Raw genomic sequence first — 18,714 nt, 5'->3', positions numbered from 1 at the left:
CAAACGCCCGGCGCAGCTTGGATGCCGGGCGTTCCCTAACGCCCCGATTCGATACCGAGCAGGGGCCGTAAGAACCGGCCGGTGTGGCTTTCGGCCACACGGGCAACCTCTTCGGGCGTGCCCGCCGCCACTACGGTCCCCCCGCGGAAGCCCCCTTCAGGACCGAGATCGACTATTCGGTCGGCAGATTTTATCACATCGAGGTTATGCTCGATGACCAAAACGGTGTTCCCCGCATCTACCAGGCGCTGCAGCACCACGAGCAGCTGGCGAACGTCTTCGAAGTGCAGGCCGGTGGTGGGTTCGTCCAGTATGTAGAAGGTCTTGCCCGTCTGGCGCTTGTCAAGCTCGCTGGACAGCTTGACACGCTGGGCCTCGCCTCCCGACAGCGTGGTGGCCGGCTGGCCCAGGCGTATGTAGCCCAAACCGACGTCGTGCAGCGTCTGCAGCTTGCGCTTGATGCCCGGGATGTTCGCGAAGAACTCGAGCGCATCGTCGACCGTCATGTCCAAAACCTGCGAGATGTTCTTTCCTCGATACGTGACCTGCAACGTCTCGCGGTTGTAGCGTTCGCCGCCGCACACCTCGCACGGCACGTAGATGTCGGGGAGGAAGTGCATCTCGATCTTGATCTGGCCGTCGCCCTTGCATGCCTCGCAGCGGCCGCCCTTCACGTTGAACGAGAAGCGCCCCGGGGAATACCCGCGCGCCTTGGCCTCCTGCGTCGAGGCGAACAGGGCGCGGATGTCGTCCCACAGGCCGACGTAGGTGGCGGGATTCGAGCGCGGCGTGCGGCCGATGGGGCTTTGATCGATGTTGATGACCTTGTCGATCTTGTCCACGCCCGTGATCTTCTTGTAGGCTCCCGTGCGGCGGCGCGCCCGGTTCACGCGGTTGGCCAGAAGCGGAGCCAGGGTATCGGTGATAAGCGAGCTTTTCCCCGAACCCGACACGCCCGTGATGACGGTGAGCGTGCCGAACTCGATATCGAGCGAGACGTCTTTCAGGTTGTTTTCCGAAGCGCCCGCAAGCCGCAGCTTGCCGCGGTTGGGGCTGCGCCGCTCGGCGGGAACCTCGATGGACCTCCGCCCGCTCAGATAGTCTCCGGTGACCGAACCGATCGTATCGGTGACCTGCTGGGGAGTACCCGCCGCAATCACCTCGCCGCCGTGTTCGCCCGCGCCCGGGCCCATGTCCACCACGAAATCGGCGGCGCGGATCGTGTCTTCGTCGTGCTCGACCACCACCACCGTGTTGCCCAGGTCGCGCAGATGGCGCAGCGTCTCGATGAGCCGCTCGTTGTCGCGCTGGTGCAACCCGATGGACGGTTCGTCCAGAATGTAGAGCACGCCCGTCAAACCAGCGCCGATCTGGGTGGCAAGGCGGATGCGCTGGGCCTCTCCCCCGGAAAGCGTGGCGGTGGCCCTCTCGAGGGTCAGGTAGTCGAGCCCCACGTCGACGAGGAACTTCAGACGCGCGACGATCTCCTTCACGATCGGGCCCGCGATCTTCTCGTCGGCCCCCTCGAACGAAAGGGATCGGAAGAACCGCAGCGACTCGATCGCGCTCATCTCGCAGGCGTCGATGATCGACTTGCCCTCGATGGTGACGGCGAGGATCTCGGGGCGCAGGCGGCGGCCCTTGCAGGTATGGCACGGGATCGTGGCGAAGTAGGCCTCCAGCTTTTCCCGCTGCCGGTCGCTTGACGCCTCCTTCAGCTTGTCCTCGATCGCCTTGAGGATCCCGCCCCACTCGATGTACCAGTAGGTTTCGCGGCCATCGACGGTCACGTAGTCGACGCGCACGCGGCCCGCTACGCCGTTCATCAGCCCGTCGCGCACCTTTTCGGGCAGGTCCTCCCACGCGGTGTCGGCGTCGGCCCCGAGGTGCTGGGCCACCGCGACGAGGACCTGGGGGTAGTAGTTGCCCGTTTTGAACGGGGCGACCGCCCCCTCGTTCAGCGACAGCGAGGTGTCGGGAACCACCAGCGCAGGATCGACCTCTTCCCTGCTGCCCAAACCCAAGCAGTCCGGGCAGGCGCCGTACGGGGCGTTGAAGGAGAAGTCGCGGGGCTGAAGCTCGGCCATGGAATGCCCGTGCTCGGGGCAGGCCAGAGCCAGCGAGAACATGTGCTCGTTTTCGGCCAGGCCGCCCGTGGCGCCCGAAGAGGTCTTCTTGGAGGCGACGTCCTGGTCGCCGCTCTTGCCGATGACCTGGACCAACACGCGGCCGTCGGCCAGCGAGGTGGCGATCTCGACCGCTTCTGCGATGCGCGTCGTCGCGGATTCCTTGAGGGACACGCGATCGACCACCACTTCGATGAAGTGCTTGATCTTCTTGTTCAGCACGATCTCCTCGCCGGTGAGGCGAACGATCTCCCCGTCGATGCGCACGCGGGCGAAGCCCTCGCGGTTCAGGTCGGCGAACAGGCGGGTGAACTCGCCTTTCTTCCCTTCGACCATGGGAGCCATGACGATGGCCTTGTCGGCCTGGTCGGTTGCGAGCTTCAGGATCTCGTCGGTCACTTGGTCGGTGGTCTGCTTCTGGATGACGCGCCCGCACTCAGGGCAGTGCGGCACGCCGACGCGCGCGTACAGAAGGCGCAGGTAGTCGTAGATCTCGGTGGTGGTGCCCACCGTGGAGCGCGGGTTTCTGCTGGTGGTCTTCTGGTCGATGGACACTGCGGGGGAAAGCCCGTCGATGCTGTCCAGATCGGGCTTGCTCATCTGGCCGAGGAACATGCGCGCATAGCTGGAAAGGCTCTCGACGTAGCGCCGCTGCCCTTCGGCGTACATCGTGTCGAAGGCCAGGCTCGACTTGCCCGACCCCGACAGACCGGTGATCACCACCAGCTTGTCGCGCGGAATGGACAGGTCGACGTTTTTAAGGTTATGCTCGCGCGCGCCCTTGATGACGATTTCGCTTTGACCCATGTGAACCTTCTTCTTTCCCAAGTCGGCGCGCAGGCCCCGCAGCGGGGCCGAACCACCCGACCGGTCGCCGGACGGGTATCTGCGCAATAGTCGGATTTTACCGTCTGGCCGGAAGACGGAACCGTCTTGTAACGCAGTCTCTGAAAAACCGCTTTTTGTTCGCTTTTCGCCTACGAGCGGGGATGCGCCGCACGATGGGCCCGACGGAGGCGCTCGACGGTAAGGTGGGTGTATATCTGCGTAGTCGAAAGGGAGGCGTGCCCCAGCATCTCTTGCACGCTGCGCAGATCGGCCCCGCCCGCAAGCACGTCGGTCGCGAAGGTGTGGCGCATGTCGTGGGGCGTGATGTCGGCGGGAAGACCCGCCTGGGCAAGCGTCTGCTTGAACATCTTCCTCATCGCGTCGGTCTTCATCTGGTTGCCGCGCGTCGACACGAAGAAGAACTCGCTCTCAGCACCGCGCAAGAGCACCGGACGGGCGAGGCGGCGGTATCTCATCATCGAGTCGAGGCACAGAGCATGAACGGGCACGATGCGCTCCTTGCGGCCCTTGCCCACGACCTTCACCTGGCATTGGGAGAAATCAACCAGGTCGTTGCGCAGCTCGGACGCCTCGGAGATGCGCGCACCGCACGCGTAGAGGAACTCGAGGATAGCCTGGTCGCGCAAGCGGACGGCCTCGGCCTTGCCGATGTCCCCTTCGCCGGCGTCCACCGCGTTCACGCCGAGGAGCCGCGCCATCTCCTGCGGCTTGAGAACGCGGGGGAGCCGCGCCCCCTGGCGCGGACCCTGCAGAACCGATGCCGGATCGGACTGGATGGCGCCCTCGACCAGCAGCCAGCGGTAGAAGGCCCGGATCGACGAGAGGATACGATTCACGGTCGATCGGGCGTAGCGGGCCTGCGCGAGCTCGGCGAGGTAGAGGCGCAGCCCCCGATGGTCGATGGACAGGAAGTCGTATCCGCCCCTCTCGCACCACGCGAGAAACGCCGCGATGTCGCCGCGATACGCCCTTAAGGTATGGTCTGAGCAGTTGCGCTCGGCCCTCAACGACCCGCAGAAACGGTCGATGCACGTTTCCGCAGAGTGCAGGGCTCCCGCATCGTTTTCACCCATCTAGCAGCCGTCCCGTTCCAAAAGCCCCTCCGATTCGAGGATGCGGACATAGCCCGCAAGCGCCTCTGCACCCCGCTTCGCGTACGCAGCGTAGCGCAGGCCCTTGTTCCTCACGCGCTCGGAAAGGGGCGGCATGATGCCGAAGTTGACGTGCATGGGCTGGTAGCCCTCGGTCTGCGGGTCGGTGGCGTAGCGCAGAAGCGCGCCGAACGCGGTTTCAGCGGGAAGCTCGGGCGGCTCGATCCCCTTGAAGCGGGCCGCGATAGCCAGCGCGCAATGGAGGCCCGAGCGGATCGCCTCGCAGTACCCTTCCGTTCCCCCCAGTTGGCCGGCCACATAGATCGGGACGCCCCCGAGCGCCGCGCCGCGCAGGGCGAGGTTGGAATCGAGCAGATGGGGCGCATCGATGAAGGTGTTGCGATGCATGACGCCGAACCGGGCGAACTCGGCGCGTTCCAGGCCCGGGATCATGCTGAACACGCGCTTCTGCTCGGGAAAGCGCAGGTTGGTTTGGAAGCCGACCAGGTTGTATGCGGTCATCTCCGCATTCTCCGCACGCAGCTGGAGCGCCGCGTACGGACGCCGGCCCGTGCGCGGATCGGTAAGGCCCACGGGCTTGAGCGGGCCGAAGCGCGGGGCATCGATCCCCTTCCGCATGATCTCCTCGATGGGCTGGCATGCCTGGAAAAGATCCTTCGCCTCGAAATCGCGCTGGATGACGCGCTCCGCCTCGAGCAGGGCGTATGCGAACCTCTCGTACTCTTCGCGCGTGAACGGGGCGTTGAGGTAGTCCCCCTGGCCGCCGGGCCCTTCCCCGCCGTCCTCGTAGCGGCTCTGGCGAAAGACCTTGCCGTAGTCGATGGAGTCGGCCATGACGATTGGGGCCGCAGCGTCGAAAAACGACAGGCGGTCCGACCCGGTTATCGAAGACAGCTCTTGCGCAAGCGCATCGGTGGTGAGGGGGCCGCTCGCGACCACCACCGCATCGGCCGATCGGGAGACAAGGCTCAGACTCTCGACTTCCCCTTCGATGACCTCGATGTTCGGATGCCGACGCACGCTCTGGTCGAGCGCGGAGCTAAACGCGTCCCGATCGACCGCAAGCGCGCCGCCCGCCGCCACGCGCGTCTCGAGCGCAGCGGCGTAGGCGAAGGAACCGAGGGCGGCGAGCTCGGCTTTGAGCATGCCCGCAGCGCTTTCCGGCTTGGTGCTTTTGAGCGAGTTCGAGCACACGAGCTCGGCGCATCGTCCGGTTACGTGAACCGGGGTGCCCGTTTCAGGGCGCATTTCGTACAGGGAGACCCCGAACCCGCGCGAGGCGAGCTGAAGGGCGGCTTCGGTGCCCGCGAGCCCCGCGCCGATTATCGCGATCGTTTTATCCATGGCGACAGTGTAGCGCATGAGCTTCGGCCCCGCCGCCCCCGTTGGCGCGCACGCATCCGCCGCACACGGCTATCGGGACACGACAGACGCCCACCTCCCGTCAGGTTGGCGCGCGATCAAGCCGCGCGCCTCGGCCTTCACCGTTTCGCCCATGATCCAGCCCCGCACCCGATCGGGGGTTCCGTGCGAAGCGAACCGCGCGCACAGCTCTTCGGACGATAGCGGCTCGGCCAGCAAGGCCTGCACGACCTCCCCGCAGTTCGAAACCGAAACGCCGTCGCCAGCCGGCCCCCTCTCGTCCTGCAATGAGCCGAATACGGCCGTCATCTGGTCCTCGAACGTTTCATCGTCGATGATCGGAATCGCGCCGTCGTACAGGAGGCGGTTCGAGCCCCGCGAGTACGCAGACGTGATGGCCCCCGGAACGACGAATACCGGCTTTCCCGACTCGAGCGCCTCGTCGGCCGTGGAAAACGTGCCCGAGGGCATGCCGGCCTCGACGATGAGCACGGCTTTCGCAAGACCCGCGATAAGGCGGTTGCGCTCTCGGAACATATAGGGACGCGGCTCGGTGCCCCATTCGTGTTCCGACACCACCGCTCCTCCGCTATCGATCACATCCTGGAACAGCGCCCGGTGCTCGGCGGGGTACAAACGGTCGCAGCCCCCTCCCAGAAACACCACCGTCTTGGATCGAGACTCGACGGCTGCGCGATGCGCCTCGGCATCGCATCCCCGAGCTCCGCCCGACACGATGACGACCCCTCGTTCGGAGGCCTTCCGGGAAAAACGGGCCGCGCAGCCCTTGCCGTACGGGGTGGCGTGCCGCGCCCCGATCACCGCGAGCCCGCTTTCAAGCGCATGGGGGTTCCCCACGATGAAAAGCCGTTTGGGCGGTTTGCGCACGTGCTTGAGGCTTTCGGGAAACAAGCGGCTCTCGCATTCGATGATGAAGCGGCCCCCTTCCAGCATCGGACGTCTCACCTCGAACCCTCCCCTTTCTCTGCATTGCTCACGATCCCTCCGCCCTCCTCAATCTGAATTCCAACGCCTCGCATAAATCCGAACGGGACACCGATTCCCGTTCGGCCATATCCGCAATGGTTCGCGCGACCGACAGGGTGCGCGCCATCCCCCGCCCGCTCATCGCATGGGCGCGCGCAACGGAGGTGAAGAACTCGGCATCGCCTTCGGCCATGCGGCACGACTCGATGATTCCCTGCGTGGACGGATCGCACGGGTACCGCGCCCTCCTCCACGCCGCGAAGCTGCGGGCCCTCGACACCCCCTCCTTAAGGCACGACGACGATTCCGTCCGATCGAGGCTCATGATCTCGTTCGGGGGAACGCGCCTCACATCGATCTGCATGTCGAAGCGATCGAGCAGAGGGCCGCCCACTCTGGCCTGATACGAGGCGATCTGGGAGGGCGTGCAGGTGCAAGCGCGCTCGGGATCGCCCAGATAGCCGCACGGACAGGGATTCGACGCGGCGACGAGCATGAACCGGGCCGGAAAAGCCGTGTTCCCATCGGCCCTCGTGATGGTGACGCGCCCTTCCTCCAGCGGCTGGCGAAGCCCTTGGAGAACGGAGGTTTTGAACTCTGCGAGCTCGTCGAGGAACAGCACCCCGTTATGGGAAAGCGAGATCTCGCCGGGGCGAAGCGGAGACCCTCCCCCTATGAGGCCCGCCGCGCTCGCGCTGTGATGAGGCGCTCGAAACGGCCTGACACCGGCCAGGATGGATGAGATGTCGCCTCCCGCGACCGAGTGGATCAGAGCCGATTCCAGCGCCGATTTCCTATCGAGGGCGGGAAGGATCGAGGGCAGCCGCGAAGCGAGCATGGTCTTTCCCGATCCGGGGGGACCGATCATCAGAAGCCCGTGAGACCCCGCCGCCGCGATCTGGAGAGCGCGCTTCGCAAACGAGTTGCCCGAAACGTCCGCATAGTCCGACAGCGGACCGGAAAGCTCGCCCGCACAGCAGGAAACGCAGCCGAGCTCGCCGGTGCGTGCCGCCGCCAAAGACCCCATGCACCGCAGCGAGGCTCCTTCGACCTCTACCAGCCTCTCAGGAGCGTCGGCGCATACGAACTCCACTCCCATCTCGGCAGATTTGACCGCGCAGGCCAAAAGGCCGTTGATCGGGCGGACCGACCCTTCCAAGGACAGCTCGCCGACGAACATCCTGCCTTCGACGAAGCGCGCGGGAACCTGACCCGAGGCGACGAGGACCGCCAGGGCGATAGCCAGATCGAATCCCGTGCCGCGCTTCTTCAGGAAGGAAGGGGCGAGATTGACCACCACGCGATCTCCCGGCATGGAAAACCCCGCCGCCCTCAACGCCGCGCGGACGCGCTCTTTCGACTCTTGAACGGCCGCGTCTGCCAGCCCGACGATATAGAATCCCGGAAGCCCCGACGACACCGACACCTCGACTTCGACCGGCATCGCCTCGACACCCCTCAAACCCGCCGACAGAACCGTGCAGCGGCCGTACCGTGCGCTCATAGCTGCCCGAACGCGTTGATGTGATGGCGGACCAGGGCTCGATCGGAGGATACGACCAACAGCCCTATCACGTCGAAGCGCACGGGCACCTCGTCGAAGCCCTGCTCCATCTCCCTGAGGTAGCATGCCGCGATCTTCTCGTACCGCGCTTTCTTGTGGGCGTCCACCGCCTCCTCGGGCAAACCCACATTCAGGTTCGAACGGGTTTTCACCTCGACGAACACGATGCAGTCGCCATCGCGCGCGATGATGTCCGCTTCTCCTGCGAAACACGTCCAGTTGTTTTCGATGATCTCGTAACCCCGCATGCGCAGATAGCGCTCGGCGGCCCGCTCGCCCCGAATCCCCAATTCGCAGGGGGTCATATCCTCGATGCGCGCCTTCCCTTCGGGCTCGGCGCAGGCCTTCGGCTTTTCTTCGACAGCGTTTGCAGCCATACCGTCTCCTTTCATCCGAAAAGAGGATAGGGAGACGATCCGACGCGGATCCAACCGAAATCGATCGGAAACGCGGCTTAGATCGAACGCGGTTTGGAACAAAAGTCGCAGCATTCCATCCGAACGGCAGCGCCGCTTCTACTCATCCTGGCAGAAAGACCTGCAAAAGCTCCTCCGGTGTATCGGGGACAGCCCATGCAGCTTGATCGCTTCGATATGAGCTGGGGATCCGTAACCTTTGCATTCGTCGAACCGGTAGAGCGGGAATCGGCGGGAATATTCAACCATCAAGGAGTCGCGCTCGACTTTCGCTATGACGGAGGCGGCGGCGATCGACGCGCACTTGCCGTCCCCTTTGACGACGTTGACTTCGCGCTCGTCGACATGCAGGGGGTTCCCGTCGATCAGGACGAGGTCGGGAACGATTCCCTGGCGCTCGATATCCGCGATCGTCCGCGAAAACGCAACGCGCAGCGAGGCGGCCATCCCGGCAGCGTCGATCTCGTCCGGTTGGATGTGCTGTATGCTCCAGGCCAGCGCCGTTTCCTTGACCATGCGGGCCATTGCGGGCCGATCTTCCGGCTTAACCTGCTTGGAGTCGTTCAGGCCGGTTATGGGGACCGCAGGATCGAGCACGACGGCGCCGATCGTCAAGGGACCCGCCAGAGGCCCGCGGCCGACCTCGTCCAAACCGACGATAACGGAAGCCTCGCGCTCGCGTGCCAGATCCCGCTCGAAGCGGTACAGCCCCTCGAGGCGCTCCCGCTCGCGGTCTTCCCGATCGAATCGCCTTCGCGCGGATGCGAAAGCGGCGACGACCCCCTTGCGGTCGTCGTCCGAAAACTCCTGCTCGAGCTTGGCGAACCCGGCGCGATCGGCTTTGGACAGCATGTCTTTGATCTGCCCCACCGTCGCCCGATTGCCCGAATCGCCCATACCGCCCTCCTTGATCAAGCCGGTAAAAAGAAAAAGCCCACGCCGTAGCATGGGCTTGAGATGACAGCGGCTCCTAGCGGAACGACTTCTCCTTGATCTTGGCGGCCTTGCCGACCTTGTCGCGGAGGTAGTAGAGCTTGGCGCGGCGAACGTCGCCGTGACGCACGACCTCGATCTTGTCGATCTTGGGGGAATGCACGGGGAACGTGCGCTCGACGCCGATGGAGAAGCTCATCTTGCGAACCGTGAAGGTCTCGCGGCTGGACTCGCCGTGACGGCGGATGACGTCGCCCTGGAAGACCTGGATACGCTCGCGGTTACCCTCGGTGATGCGATAGTGAACCTTCACGTTGTCGCCCACGTGAAAAACAGGAAGATCCTGCTTGAACTGCTGCTGTTCGATAGCGCGAATGATATCCATGTCTGTTTCCTTCTATATGGTAAAACTTGAAAGCCGTTTTGCAATCTGCTTAAGACGCGATTAGGTAGTATATCGCCACAACGCCCCGTATGCAAGAGCATTTTAGACCTGCTCATTTCATGCATAAGCGGGCCGCGCACCGAGGATTATAACAGCGCTCGCCGCTCGAAGGGAGAGAAGAGGGGTTTCCTCGAAAACCTCAGAGCCGCATTCTCGCAAAAGCGGGGATCCAGGGAAAGATACGGGGCGGCAGTCACCCGCAAGTCCCTTATCCGAAGTCCTCCAGCGCCCGAAGAAGCTCGTCGCGATTCGTGGTGCCGGTCTTCGAGTAGATGTGGTTCAGGTGGGTCTTGACCGTGCTTTTGGAGATGACCAGCTTCTCCTCGATGTAACCGGCCGTGTGGCCCGTAACCCATATGGAAAGGACCTCGTATTCCCGGGGAGACAGCCTGTGCCTCTCGGACAGAAGGCGAACGCGACGCTCGAACGACAGAGGGGCTTCCTCCGGTCGGCCTGGGTCCGAGGCGTCCGAATCCCGTGAAAGCGCACCCGGTTCGCCCGACTCCGAAAAGGGGAACCCTATCAGGATGAGAAGGGCGACCATCAGCGAAATCAACACCGCTATGGTAACCATTGCGGTGTCCTCGAGAACATCGGCTCCGATCTGGCCGAGGCAGCTTCCCGCCCACTGGGAGAACCTCATGACCGCAAGGCAGAAAAGCGCCGGCATATCCCTCTTCATGATCGAATCTATCATGAAGAACCACACCAGGTACTTCACCAGTTCCGCACCGACGAGCGCCGTGCAGAACAGAGTCGCCCCCGCAAGCGGATCGAAGGAAACCGGAACGACCGAGGCGACGGCAATCAAGGGAAAGGCCAGGTACAGGGCGAAGATGGGCTTCCATCGATAGAACAGCCAGGCCAAAATGATAGCCGAGCACGAAGCGAGGGCCGGGGTCCCGGGAGACACGCTGTGAAATATCCCCGTCGCCTCGAAGCCCCCCGCAACGCCGCCGACCCTGGTTGCCCCGTACCCGAAAAACGTCAGAGCCAACGCGATCATGAGCTTCCATGGAATGCGCCTTAAAAGGGCGGTTGGCGCGGCTTCGCCCTCGTCGCAACGAGGACGCTCCTCGGGATCACCCGCCGACTCGACTGCGCGCGGCACGAACATGAGACCCCATGCGACAAGGGGCATGCAGGCCGAAACCACGAGGGCGGCAAAGGACGGGAGGGCGGAAACCGAGACGAACAAGCCGAAACCGACCAGATACGACAGGGCTGCCCCCACCGCCGTGTACCCCACTCCTCGGACAGAGAGCCTCTCTTCCCAGCCCAAGCGGAACGCGCTGCCGATGCCGCTCAAAGCGAAGGCGGCAACCATCCAGTCAGACGGAGCGTCGCCGTACCCCGACAGCGCGCCGATAACCATCGCCACCGAAGACACCAGCGAAAGAACGCCGAAGCACACGGCCCGCCTTCGAAGCGAAAGGGAGGTCGCAGACAGCGCGATCGCAAGGGCGGCGACCGCCGTGAAAGCAGCTTGAACGATCTGGGATTGCCCGATGATCGCCTCTCCCCTGACGCTCTCGAACAGAAGCGAGCCGTTCCAGAAGACGAAACTCCATGCGATGTAGAGCGCCAACCCCAAGACATCCTTCACGAGGAAGGCGTCGCGATGATGCAGCAAGGCGGAAACCCCCTTGGAAAGGGTGGGTTCCGATGCATTATCGGTGTAGCAGGTATCCCGTTTCATAAAGTGAATTCTACTCGAGGCTCAGATACGCGTCGAGACGCGTCCGCGGGCAAGCCCGCAGGCGCGTCTCATTCGATTCTCGCAAGATTCCCGCTAACGTGCGAAGGAAGCGGCCCTTTCCCCTGCGATGCGGCCGAAGACGAAGATGTCGGCGATGGAGCAGGATCCCAACCGGTTGTTCCCCATCTTGTGGCCCGCCTGCTCGCCGGCTGCGAACAGACCGGGGATGGCCTTGCCGCCTTCGTCGAGCACCTCGGCATCCACGTTGATGTGCAGCCCGCCCATGGTGTAGTGGACCGAGGGCTTGTACGCCAAGATGTAGTAGGGGCCCTCTTCGATCGGGTTCAGCGTGCCCCGGTAATTGAAATCGGGGTCCTTGCCCTGCTTGCAGTACTCGTTCCACTTATCGAGCGTCACGCGAAGCTCCGCCGCGTCGATGCCGAACCCGGAGCAAGCCTCTTCGAGCGTATCGGCCTTGACGAGCTTCTTGCGGGACATGAGGTTGTCGACCTCGCTCTCGTTCGCGCGGAACACCCCCGTCGAATCCACCTGCTTCTGGCAGAACAGCATGTAGCCGATGCCGTCGGTCTGCTTCTTCACCGCATTCGATATGACGTCGCGGCGCTCCAGCTCCTCCACAAAGCGACGCCCCTCTTTGTTGATGCATATAGCATTCATGTTCAGCCTCATGTTGCCCGTGTAGAGCAGCGAGCCCGTCTCGGTGTCGCATGTCGGATACGTCTGAATGTACTGCATGTCTATCAGGTTCGCGCCTATCTTCTCGGCCATCGTGATGCCGTCTCCCATGGCGCCGACGCTGTCGGTGGACAGGATGCTCTCATCCATTTCGGGGTTGTACTTGACGCGCATCTCGACATTGGACCCGAAGCCGCCCGTGGCAAGCACGACGGATTTCGACGAGAACTCGTATTTCCGATCGGAAAGCAGATGGGTCGCCTTGACCCCGGCCACCGAGGAGCCGTTCATGATCAGCTCTTCGACCTTCATGTTCCTCACCACGGTGAGATTAGGAAGCTCTGCGGCGCGTTTATCGAGCTTGACGATGAGCTCGCTGCCCTCCTGCCCGTAGGGGATCAGAGAGCGAGCCACCGAATGACCGCCGAAGAACTGCTGGTAAGGCTGCCATGCCACATCGGCTTCGAACGTCAGCCACTCCATCGCGTCGTAAGCGCCCTCGGCGATGACGCGAACCAGTTCGGGATCCCCGATATTGTCTCCGCCCACCAGCATATCCTCTGCGAGCTTGCTTGCGCTGTCTTCGATCCCGTCTCTTCTCTGGAAGTAGTTTCCGGGAACCGAGATCGCGCCGCCCGACAAGATGGTGTCGCCGCCCGTGATTCCGAGCTTCTCCAGAAGAACCACGTTCTTCCCCGCTCGGGCCGCCGTCAGGGCCGCCGCATACCCGGCCCCTCCCGCACCCACGACCACGACATCGGCCTCCGTCGGCATGCCGTCGGGAAGTTCCACGGCCGCCTTGTCCCTCTTCTTCCATTCCGAAGACTTCTCCCCCGCTGCATCGAGTGCAGACGAAAGAGCCGACAGGTACGCCATGCTGGTCAGCGTCGCGCCCGAGACGGAATCGATGTTGAGGGTCTGGTGTTCGACGGCTAGATCGGCAATGATGTCCATGGCCGCCGTCCCAACCCCTTCGGATTCCCGAGACTTGAGGTTGTTCACATGGAGGAGCTTCCCGTTCTCGACGACGACTTCTACGGTGAGCTCCCCTCCCTTCCCCACTGCGGTGCCGGAGCCCGCCGCTTGTGCGGAAGCCTTCGATCCCTTCCGACCGGCTTCGCCCGGCGCACAGCCCATAAGCGCAAGAGACCCTCCCAATGCGGCAACCGCTCCTCCTGCAATGAAACCCCTTCGCGAGATTCGATCCATTTCCCTTCCTCCTTCTCACGTTTCGAAAGCAGCCGACAACGCGCATCGGCATCGGTCGAAACTATGGAAGAAAGAAGGAGGGCCCGCATCGCCCTACAGGTTCGATACGCACGCCGAAGGAGCGCGAAGCTGCGCCAGAGACGCATCGTACTTTGAGTACGATAGCCTCGATCAGGTAATTCAGGACCCGAGTCCCGTAACCGAACCCATCCCGAACGCGCGTGCGCTAGATCAGCATGAGCAGCGAATAGGCTGCGATGCCCGCCACGGCGCACCAGAGCAGCGACTTCGTGAGCCGGGCGACCACCATCACGACCAGCGCGGCCGCGAGGGGGGCTCCCGCGGGCCAAAGACCCGCATCGAACATCCCCGGCGTCAGAAGGTCGTTCGCGACAAGCGCGGCGAACGCCGCGGGAGGGATGTATCCCAGCGCATCGGACACGCGCGTCGGGAGCTCCTTTCCTTTCAGGAGCATCATGGGAAGCACGCGGCTCGCAAGCATGCACGATGCGGTGACGGCCAGGATGATGAAGAAGTCGGGCCAGGTGATGGGAGCGGTCATCGAAGCACCTCCCTCAGCCGGTCGAACGCGATGGCCGCGACGACGCCGAGGGTTGCTCCCAGCAGGATCGCCGGGCCCGACAGGCCGACGAGCTTGCACAAGAACACGCCCGCAACGGCGGTCGCTATGGCGACGATGTTGGACGGCGTCATCTTCTGCGTGACCATAAGGCAGATGAAGATCGAGGTCATGGCGAAGGCCGCGATGGGAAGGGGTATGTTCAGGGCGCTGCCGATGAAGGTTCCCGCCACGCACGAGAGCGTCCACGACGACCACGAGAAGCAGTTCACCCAGGTAGCCCGTTCGACCGACCAATCGCCCGCCAGAAAGCGGTTCATATTCACGCCGAAGCTCTCGTCGGTGATGGTGGCCGCGAAGAAGAACGAAAGCGGACGGGGAACGTCTCTCACCCACGACGTGATGGACGTCGAATACAGGATGTGGCGCATGTTCACCAGCGACACGCTCGCCACGATCGAGGCGACCGGCGAGGCGGCCAGCCACATGTTGGGAATCATGAACTGACCCGCTCCCGAATACAAAAGCAGGCACATGATGAGGACCTGAAGCGCGTTCATCCCGATGGACGAGCTGAGGATGCCGCACGGGATCCCGATGGCCACGTAGCCGAGCACGATGGGGAAAGCCGCGCCGAAGGCCGCTTGTATGTTATCGCGAGAAAGCATAGGGATCCATTATAGAGGTACGAAGCCCCGTTTAGGACGCCAATTCGTTCGCCCGCAGCGAGCGGGGCGAGAAGATGTCGTGGAAGCTGTCGCGCGCGAACCGGTCGGTCATCCCCGCGATGTAATCGACCGCGGCGACCACCGCATCCCCGCCCGCGATGTCCCGGTATTCGCCGGGCACTTCGCCGGGATGCTCGACATAGTGCTCGAACAGCAATCCTATCAGGCGAGACGCCTTGTCCGCCTCCGTCTTCACCGCAGAGCTGGTGTACACCGAGTCGAACAGGAACGAGCGGAGCTCCATCATGGCGGCCCACATGGGATCCGACATGCGGATATCCCCGAATTCGGCCGACGTCTCGACCAGGTCGAGCACGAGCGACTCGATGCGCTCCGAATGGTCTTTCCCGATAACCGCGCGCGTCGACTCGGGCAGGTCGGCCTTGGACAGCAAGCCGGCCCTGATGGCATCGTCGATATCGTGGTTCACGTACGCGATCCGATCGGATACGGCCACCACGCGCCCCTCGAGCGTTTCGGCCCGCAGGTTCCCGCTGTGGCACACGATGCCGTCGCGCACCTCGGCCGTCAGGTTCAGCCCCGCACCGCCGTTCTCGATCGCCTCGACCACGCGCAGGCTCTGGCGGTTGTGCTGGAACAGCAGGTGGGAACGGTCTCCGCTGCCCGCGAACGACGGCCCGTCCAGCACGAGGCCCTCCCGGCGCGCAAGGCAATCGGACAGCGCGGCCTCCCCCGCGTGCCCGAACGGCGTATGCCCCAGATCGTGGCCGAGGGCTATGGCTTCGGTCAGATCCTCGTTCAGCGACAGGGCCCGCGCAACCGTGCGCGAGATCTGGGACACCTCGAGGGTATGGGTCAGGCGCGTGCGGTAGTGGTCGCCCTCCACGGCCAGAAAGACCTGCGTTTTATGCGACAGGCGGCGAAACGCCTTGGAATGGAGGATCTTGTCGCGATCGCGCTGGAAATCGTTGCGGAGGATATCTGGCGCAGACGAGCGGTCGCGCCCCTCGCTCTCGGACGAAAGCGTCGCGTCGCCGCCTAGAACCTCGCGCTCGCGAAGCTCTTGGTCTTCCCTTCTGGTAACGCGCATGGTCCCTCCCTTCAAGAGCCGCATCGACAACATCTTCCCCGATGTTAGCCAAAAAACGGACCGCCTGCAATCGCCGAGGCGCACTGTCCGTTTCAAGATAATATGAAGGCCCGCCTTTGCTATCTTGACTTTACCTAGATACATAATAGGATTTAGCTGTACGCAGGAGCTCGAACGACAAAGCGCTCGGGCACGAGAGGAAGAAGGAATCATGACCGTCTACAAGAACGTGTCCGAGCTCATCGGAAACACCCCCTTGGTGGAGCTCTCGAACTTCGAGGCCAACCACGGGCTTCGCGCGACCGTCATCGGCAAGGTCGAGTCGTTCAACCCCGCCGGTTCGGTGAAAGACCGCATCGCCAAGGCCATGATCGATCAGGCCAAGGCCGACGGCGCCATCGACGATGACACCGTGTTCATCGAGCCCACCTCGGGCAACACCGGCATCGGGCTTTCCGCCATCGCCGCTGCGACCGGCCACCGCATCATCATCACCATGCCCGAGACCATGTCGGTCGAACGCCGCAACCTCATGAAGGCCTACGGCGCCGAGCTCGTCCTCACCGACGGCTCGAAGGGCATGAAGGGCGCCATCGCCAAGGCCGACGAACTTCATGCCGAAATCGAGAACTCCTTCATCCCCGGCCAGTTCGTCAACCCCGCCAACCCCGCCGTCCACGCCGCCACCACCGGCCCCGAGATCTGGGAGGCGACCGAGGGCAATATCGACATCCTCGTCGCGGGTGTCGGCACCGGCGGCACCATCTCGGGCACGGGTTCGTTCCTCAAGTCGAAGAACCCCGACATCAAGGTCGTCGCCGTCGAGCCGGCCGGCTCCCCCGTCCTGTCCGAAGGCCGCCCGGGCGCCCATAAGATCCAGGGCATCGGCGCCGGATTCGTTCCCGACACCCTCGATACCGCGGTGTACGACGAGATCATCACCATCACCGACGAAGAGGCGTTCGAGACCGGCCGCGAGCTCGCAGCCAACGACGGGCTGCTGGTGGGCATCTCGTCGGGCGCTGCCGTGACCGCCGCCCGCAAGCTGGCCGAGCGCCCCGAAAACGAGGGGAAGGTCATCGTCGCCATCCTCCCCGACACCGGCGAGCGCTACCTGTCCACCGCGATGTTCAACTTCTAGGAAACCGCAAAGGCGGTTCCGACGCGCCGAAAAGCACAGATGCGCCGTCTCGATCGGGACGCTCGGACTCCGGGCGCCCCGATCTCGCTTTGAGGGGCCCGCCGGGCTTCCGCAGCGCCTCCCCTCCCTCGACCGCGCATCCTGGTTCTGTGATATGATCTGCCCATTCGACGAAACCTGAATAACCGCCCGAAAGGCCCGCCATGCGAATTTCCACCAAAGGCCTCTACGCCGTGCGCCTGATGATCTACCTGACCACGAAGGGCCAAGCCGAACCGGTGTCCCTGAAGGAGATCTCGGAAACCCAGTGCATCTCGAAGAAGTACCTCGAGCAGATCACGCCCAGCCTCACCGGAGCCAAGCTCCTGAAATCGACGCGCGGCGCATCAGGCGGGTACAAGCTCGCTCGCCCCGCCGACAAGATCAGCATCTACGACATCCTCGACGCAACGGAGGGAAGCCTCTCCCCCGTCGGAGCGCTCGACGACGGAGATCTCGAATGGACGCCGGCATCGCCCTTCCTCGAAGGCAGCATGTGGCGCGGGCTCGACAGCCTCATAAGGGAGTACCTGAGCGGCATCACGCTGCAGAAGATCGTCGACGACGAATCGCCCGTGGCGGCAGACAGCTACGCGATCTGATGAAGGCGCCCGAACACGCATACCCCTCGGCGGGACAGCGGGTCCTCTCCGCTATGAGCGGCGGCGTCGACAGCTCCGTTGCCACGCTCGCCCTCGCCGAAGCCGGCTTCGACGTGCAAGGGGTCACCCTCAAGCTGTTCGAGAACGAAGACGCCTGCCTCGCCGAATCGAAGACCTGCTGCTCGCTGAAAGATGCCGAGGACGCGCGGCAGGTCTGCCTGGAAATCGGCGTGCCGCACTACGTGTTCAACTTCACCAAGACGTTCAACCGGGAGGTCATCGACCGGTTCTGCGACGGATACCTTGGAGGGATGACCCCCAACCCCTGCGTCGACTGCAACCGCTACGTCAAGTTCGAGGCGTTGCAGGCGCGCCGGCGCGAGCTGGGGTTCGACTACGTGGCCACGGGCCACTACGCGCGGCGCGGCTACAACGAGAGGACGGGCCGCTACGAGCTGAGATGCGGCGTCGACGGGAACAAAGACCAGAGCTACGTTTTGTTCCACCTCGACCAGGACACGCTCGAGCACATGCTGTTCCCCCTCGGCGAGCTCACCAAACCCCAGGTGCGCGCGATGGCGGCCGAGCACGGGTTCATCAACGCCGACAAGCGCGAGAGCCAGGACATCTGCTTCGTCCCCGATGGCGATTACGCGCGGTTCATCGAGCTCAGAACAGGCTCGAGGTTCGAAGCGGGAGAGATCGTCGACCGCAGCGGAACGGTGCTGGGAACCCACGACGGGCTTGCGCGCTACACCGTCGGCCAGCGCAAGGGAATCGGCGTTGCGGCGCCGGAGCCGCTCTACGTCTACGCGAAGGACGTCGAGGGAAACCGGCTGATCGTCGATTTCGACCGCAACACGCTGTGCACCCGGATCCTCGTGCGCGACGCCAACTTCATCGCGCGGGCCCGTCTGGAAGAACCTGCCGCATTGCGCGTCAAGGCGCACTACCGCCAAGCCGCGCGGCCCGCAACCGTCGAGCAGGTTGGCGAGACGAACCTGGTCGTCACCTTCGCCGAACCGCAGCGCGCCTGCGCACCCGGGCAGTTCGCGGTGGCATACGACGGCGATACCGTCGTATGCGGCGGGACCATCGAGCGCGTCCTTGCCTAACGCGCGGGTCGTCTGCGGGCCCTCGCCTTCGACCGCAGGGCCGCAAGCCCGCGCGGCCGG

General features: G+C 63.8%; 16 protein-coding genes. 3 read left to right on the top strand and 13 right to left on the bottom strand.

Translation table 11 applies throughout. The features are described 5' to 3' along the window. Positions 1–35 precede the first annotated feature (35 nt). The 13 genes from uvrA to dgt all read right to left on the bottom strand — a co-directional run bounded on the left by uvrA (position 36) and on the right by dgt (position 15,757). Positions 36–2,933 carry an excinuclease ABC subunit UvrA gene (uvrA, locus tag JI75_RS03370; protein WP_039688762.1) on the bottom strand — a complete coding sequence of 966 codons (2,898 nt, stop codon included), beginning with the start codon at positions 2,931–2,933 and terminating at the stop codon, positions 36–38. 170 nt (positions 2,934–3,103) lie between these two features. Then, complete coding sequence (locus JI75_RS03365) at positions 3,104–4,048, bottom strand: tyrosine recombinase (RefSeq protein WP_039688760.1); 945 nt, start codon at positions 4,046–4,048, stop codon at positions 3,104–3,106. Continuing rightward, entirely contained in the window at positions 4,049–5,431 is a 1,383-nt protein-coding gene (gene trmFO, locus JI75_RS03360; protein WP_240993213.1) for a methylenetetrahydrofolate--tRNA-(uracil(54)-C(5))-methyltransferase (FADH(2)-oxidizing) TrmFO, read from the bottom strand. It lies immediately after the preceding gene. Between the two features lie 69 nt (positions 5,432–5,500). Continuing rightward, a complete protein-coding gene (gene dprA, locus JI75_RS03355) occupies positions 5,501–6,415 on the bottom strand; it encodes a DNA-processing protein DprA (protein ID WP_240993212.1) in 915 nt (304 codons plus the stop codon). Positions 6,416–6,443: 28 nt separating this feature from the next. Continuing rightward, a complete protein-coding gene (locus JI75_RS03350) occupies positions 6,444–7,940 on the bottom strand; it encodes a YifB family Mg chelatase-like AAA ATPase (protein WP_039688755.1) in 1,497 nt (498 codons plus the stop codon). Further along, positions 7,937–8,377, bottom strand: a complete 441-nt coding sequence (locus tag JI75_RS03345; RefSeq protein ID WP_052241553.1) for a YraN family protein — start codon at positions 8,375–8,377, stop codon at positions 7,937–7,939. The genes JI75_RS03350 and JI75_RS03345 overlap by 4 nt, the downstream gene beginning before the upstream one ends. Before the next feature lie 138 nt (positions 8,378–8,515). Then, on the bottom strand, positions 8,516–9,313 hold the full coding sequence (locus JI75_RS03340; RefSeq protein WP_039688754.1) for a ribonuclease HII: 798 nt from the start codon (positions 9,311–9,313) through the stop codon (positions 8,516–8,518). A 73-nt stretch (positions 9,314–9,386) separates the two neighbouring features. Continuing rightward, positions 9,387–9,734, bottom strand: a complete 348-nt coding sequence (gene rplS, locus JI75_RS03335; protein WP_039688751.1) for a 50S ribosomal protein L19 — start codon at positions 9,732–9,734, stop codon at positions 9,387–9,389. Positions 9,735–10,002: 268 nt separating this feature from the next. Continuing rightward, positions 10,003–11,493, bottom strand: a complete 1,491-nt coding sequence (locus JI75_RS03330; RefSeq protein WP_082019732.1) for a helix-turn-helix transcriptional regulator — start codon at positions 11,491–11,493, stop codon at positions 10,003–10,005. A 93-nt stretch (positions 11,494–11,586) separates the two neighbouring features. Further along, entirely contained in the window at positions 11,587–13,398 is a 1,812-nt protein-coding gene (locus tag JI75_RS03325; RefSeq protein WP_039688749.1) for a flavocytochrome c, read from the bottom strand. Between the two features lie 226 nt (positions 13,399–13,624). Continuing rightward, positions 13,625–13,960, bottom strand: coding sequence for an AzlD domain-containing protein (locus JI75_RS03320; protein WP_039688747.1), 336 nt, complete (start codon positions 13,958–13,960; stop codon positions 13,625–13,627). Beyond that, a complete protein-coding gene (locus JI75_RS03315; RefSeq protein WP_039688745.1) occupies positions 13,957–14,646 on the bottom strand; it encodes an AzlC family ABC transporter permease in 690 nt (229 codons plus the stop codon). Before JI75_RS03315 ends, JI75_RS03320 begins: the two co-directional genes overlap by 4 nt. Before the next feature lie 31 nt (positions 14,647–14,677). Beyond that, on the bottom strand, positions 14,678–15,757 hold the full coding sequence (gene dgt, locus JI75_RS03310; protein WP_039688743.1) for a dGTP triphosphohydrolase: 1,080 nt from the start codon (positions 15,755–15,757) through the stop codon (positions 14,678–14,680). 211 nt (positions 15,758–15,968) lie between these two features. Between dgt and cysK the strand changes: the two genes are divergently transcribed. From cysK to mnmA, 3 genes are all read left to right on the top strand, one after another. Next, positions 15,969–16,898 (top strand): cysteine synthase A, encoded by a 930-nt coding sequence (cysK, locus tag JI75_RS03305; RefSeq protein ID WP_039688741.1) that lies wholly within the window; start codon positions 15,969–15,971, stop codon positions 16,896–16,898. A gap of 203 nt (positions 16,899–17,101) precedes the next feature. Further along, on the top strand, positions 17,102–17,539 hold the full coding sequence (locus JI75_RS03300; protein WP_039688739.1) for an RrF2 family transcriptional regulator: 438 nt from the start codon (positions 17,102–17,104) through the stop codon (positions 17,537–17,539). Continuing rightward, positions 17,539–18,654, top strand: coding sequence for a tRNA 2-thiouridine(34) synthase MnmA (gene mnmA, locus JI75_RS03295; RefSeq protein WP_052241552.1), 1,116 nt, complete (start codon positions 17,539–17,541; stop codon positions 18,652–18,654). The genes JI75_RS03300 and mnmA overlap by 1 nt, the downstream gene beginning before the upstream one ends. The last annotated feature ends 60 nt before the right edge of the window (positions 18,655–18,714 follow it).

The organism is Berryella intestinalis, from assembly GCF_000814825.1.
Taxonomy (GTDB): Bacteria; Actinomycetota; Coriobacteriia; order Coriobacteriales; family Eggerthellaceae; genus Berryella; species Berryella intestinalis.
The sequence above is the reverse complement of the archived record's forward strand: the minus strand, read 5'-3'. Positions and strand labels throughout refer to the sequence as shown.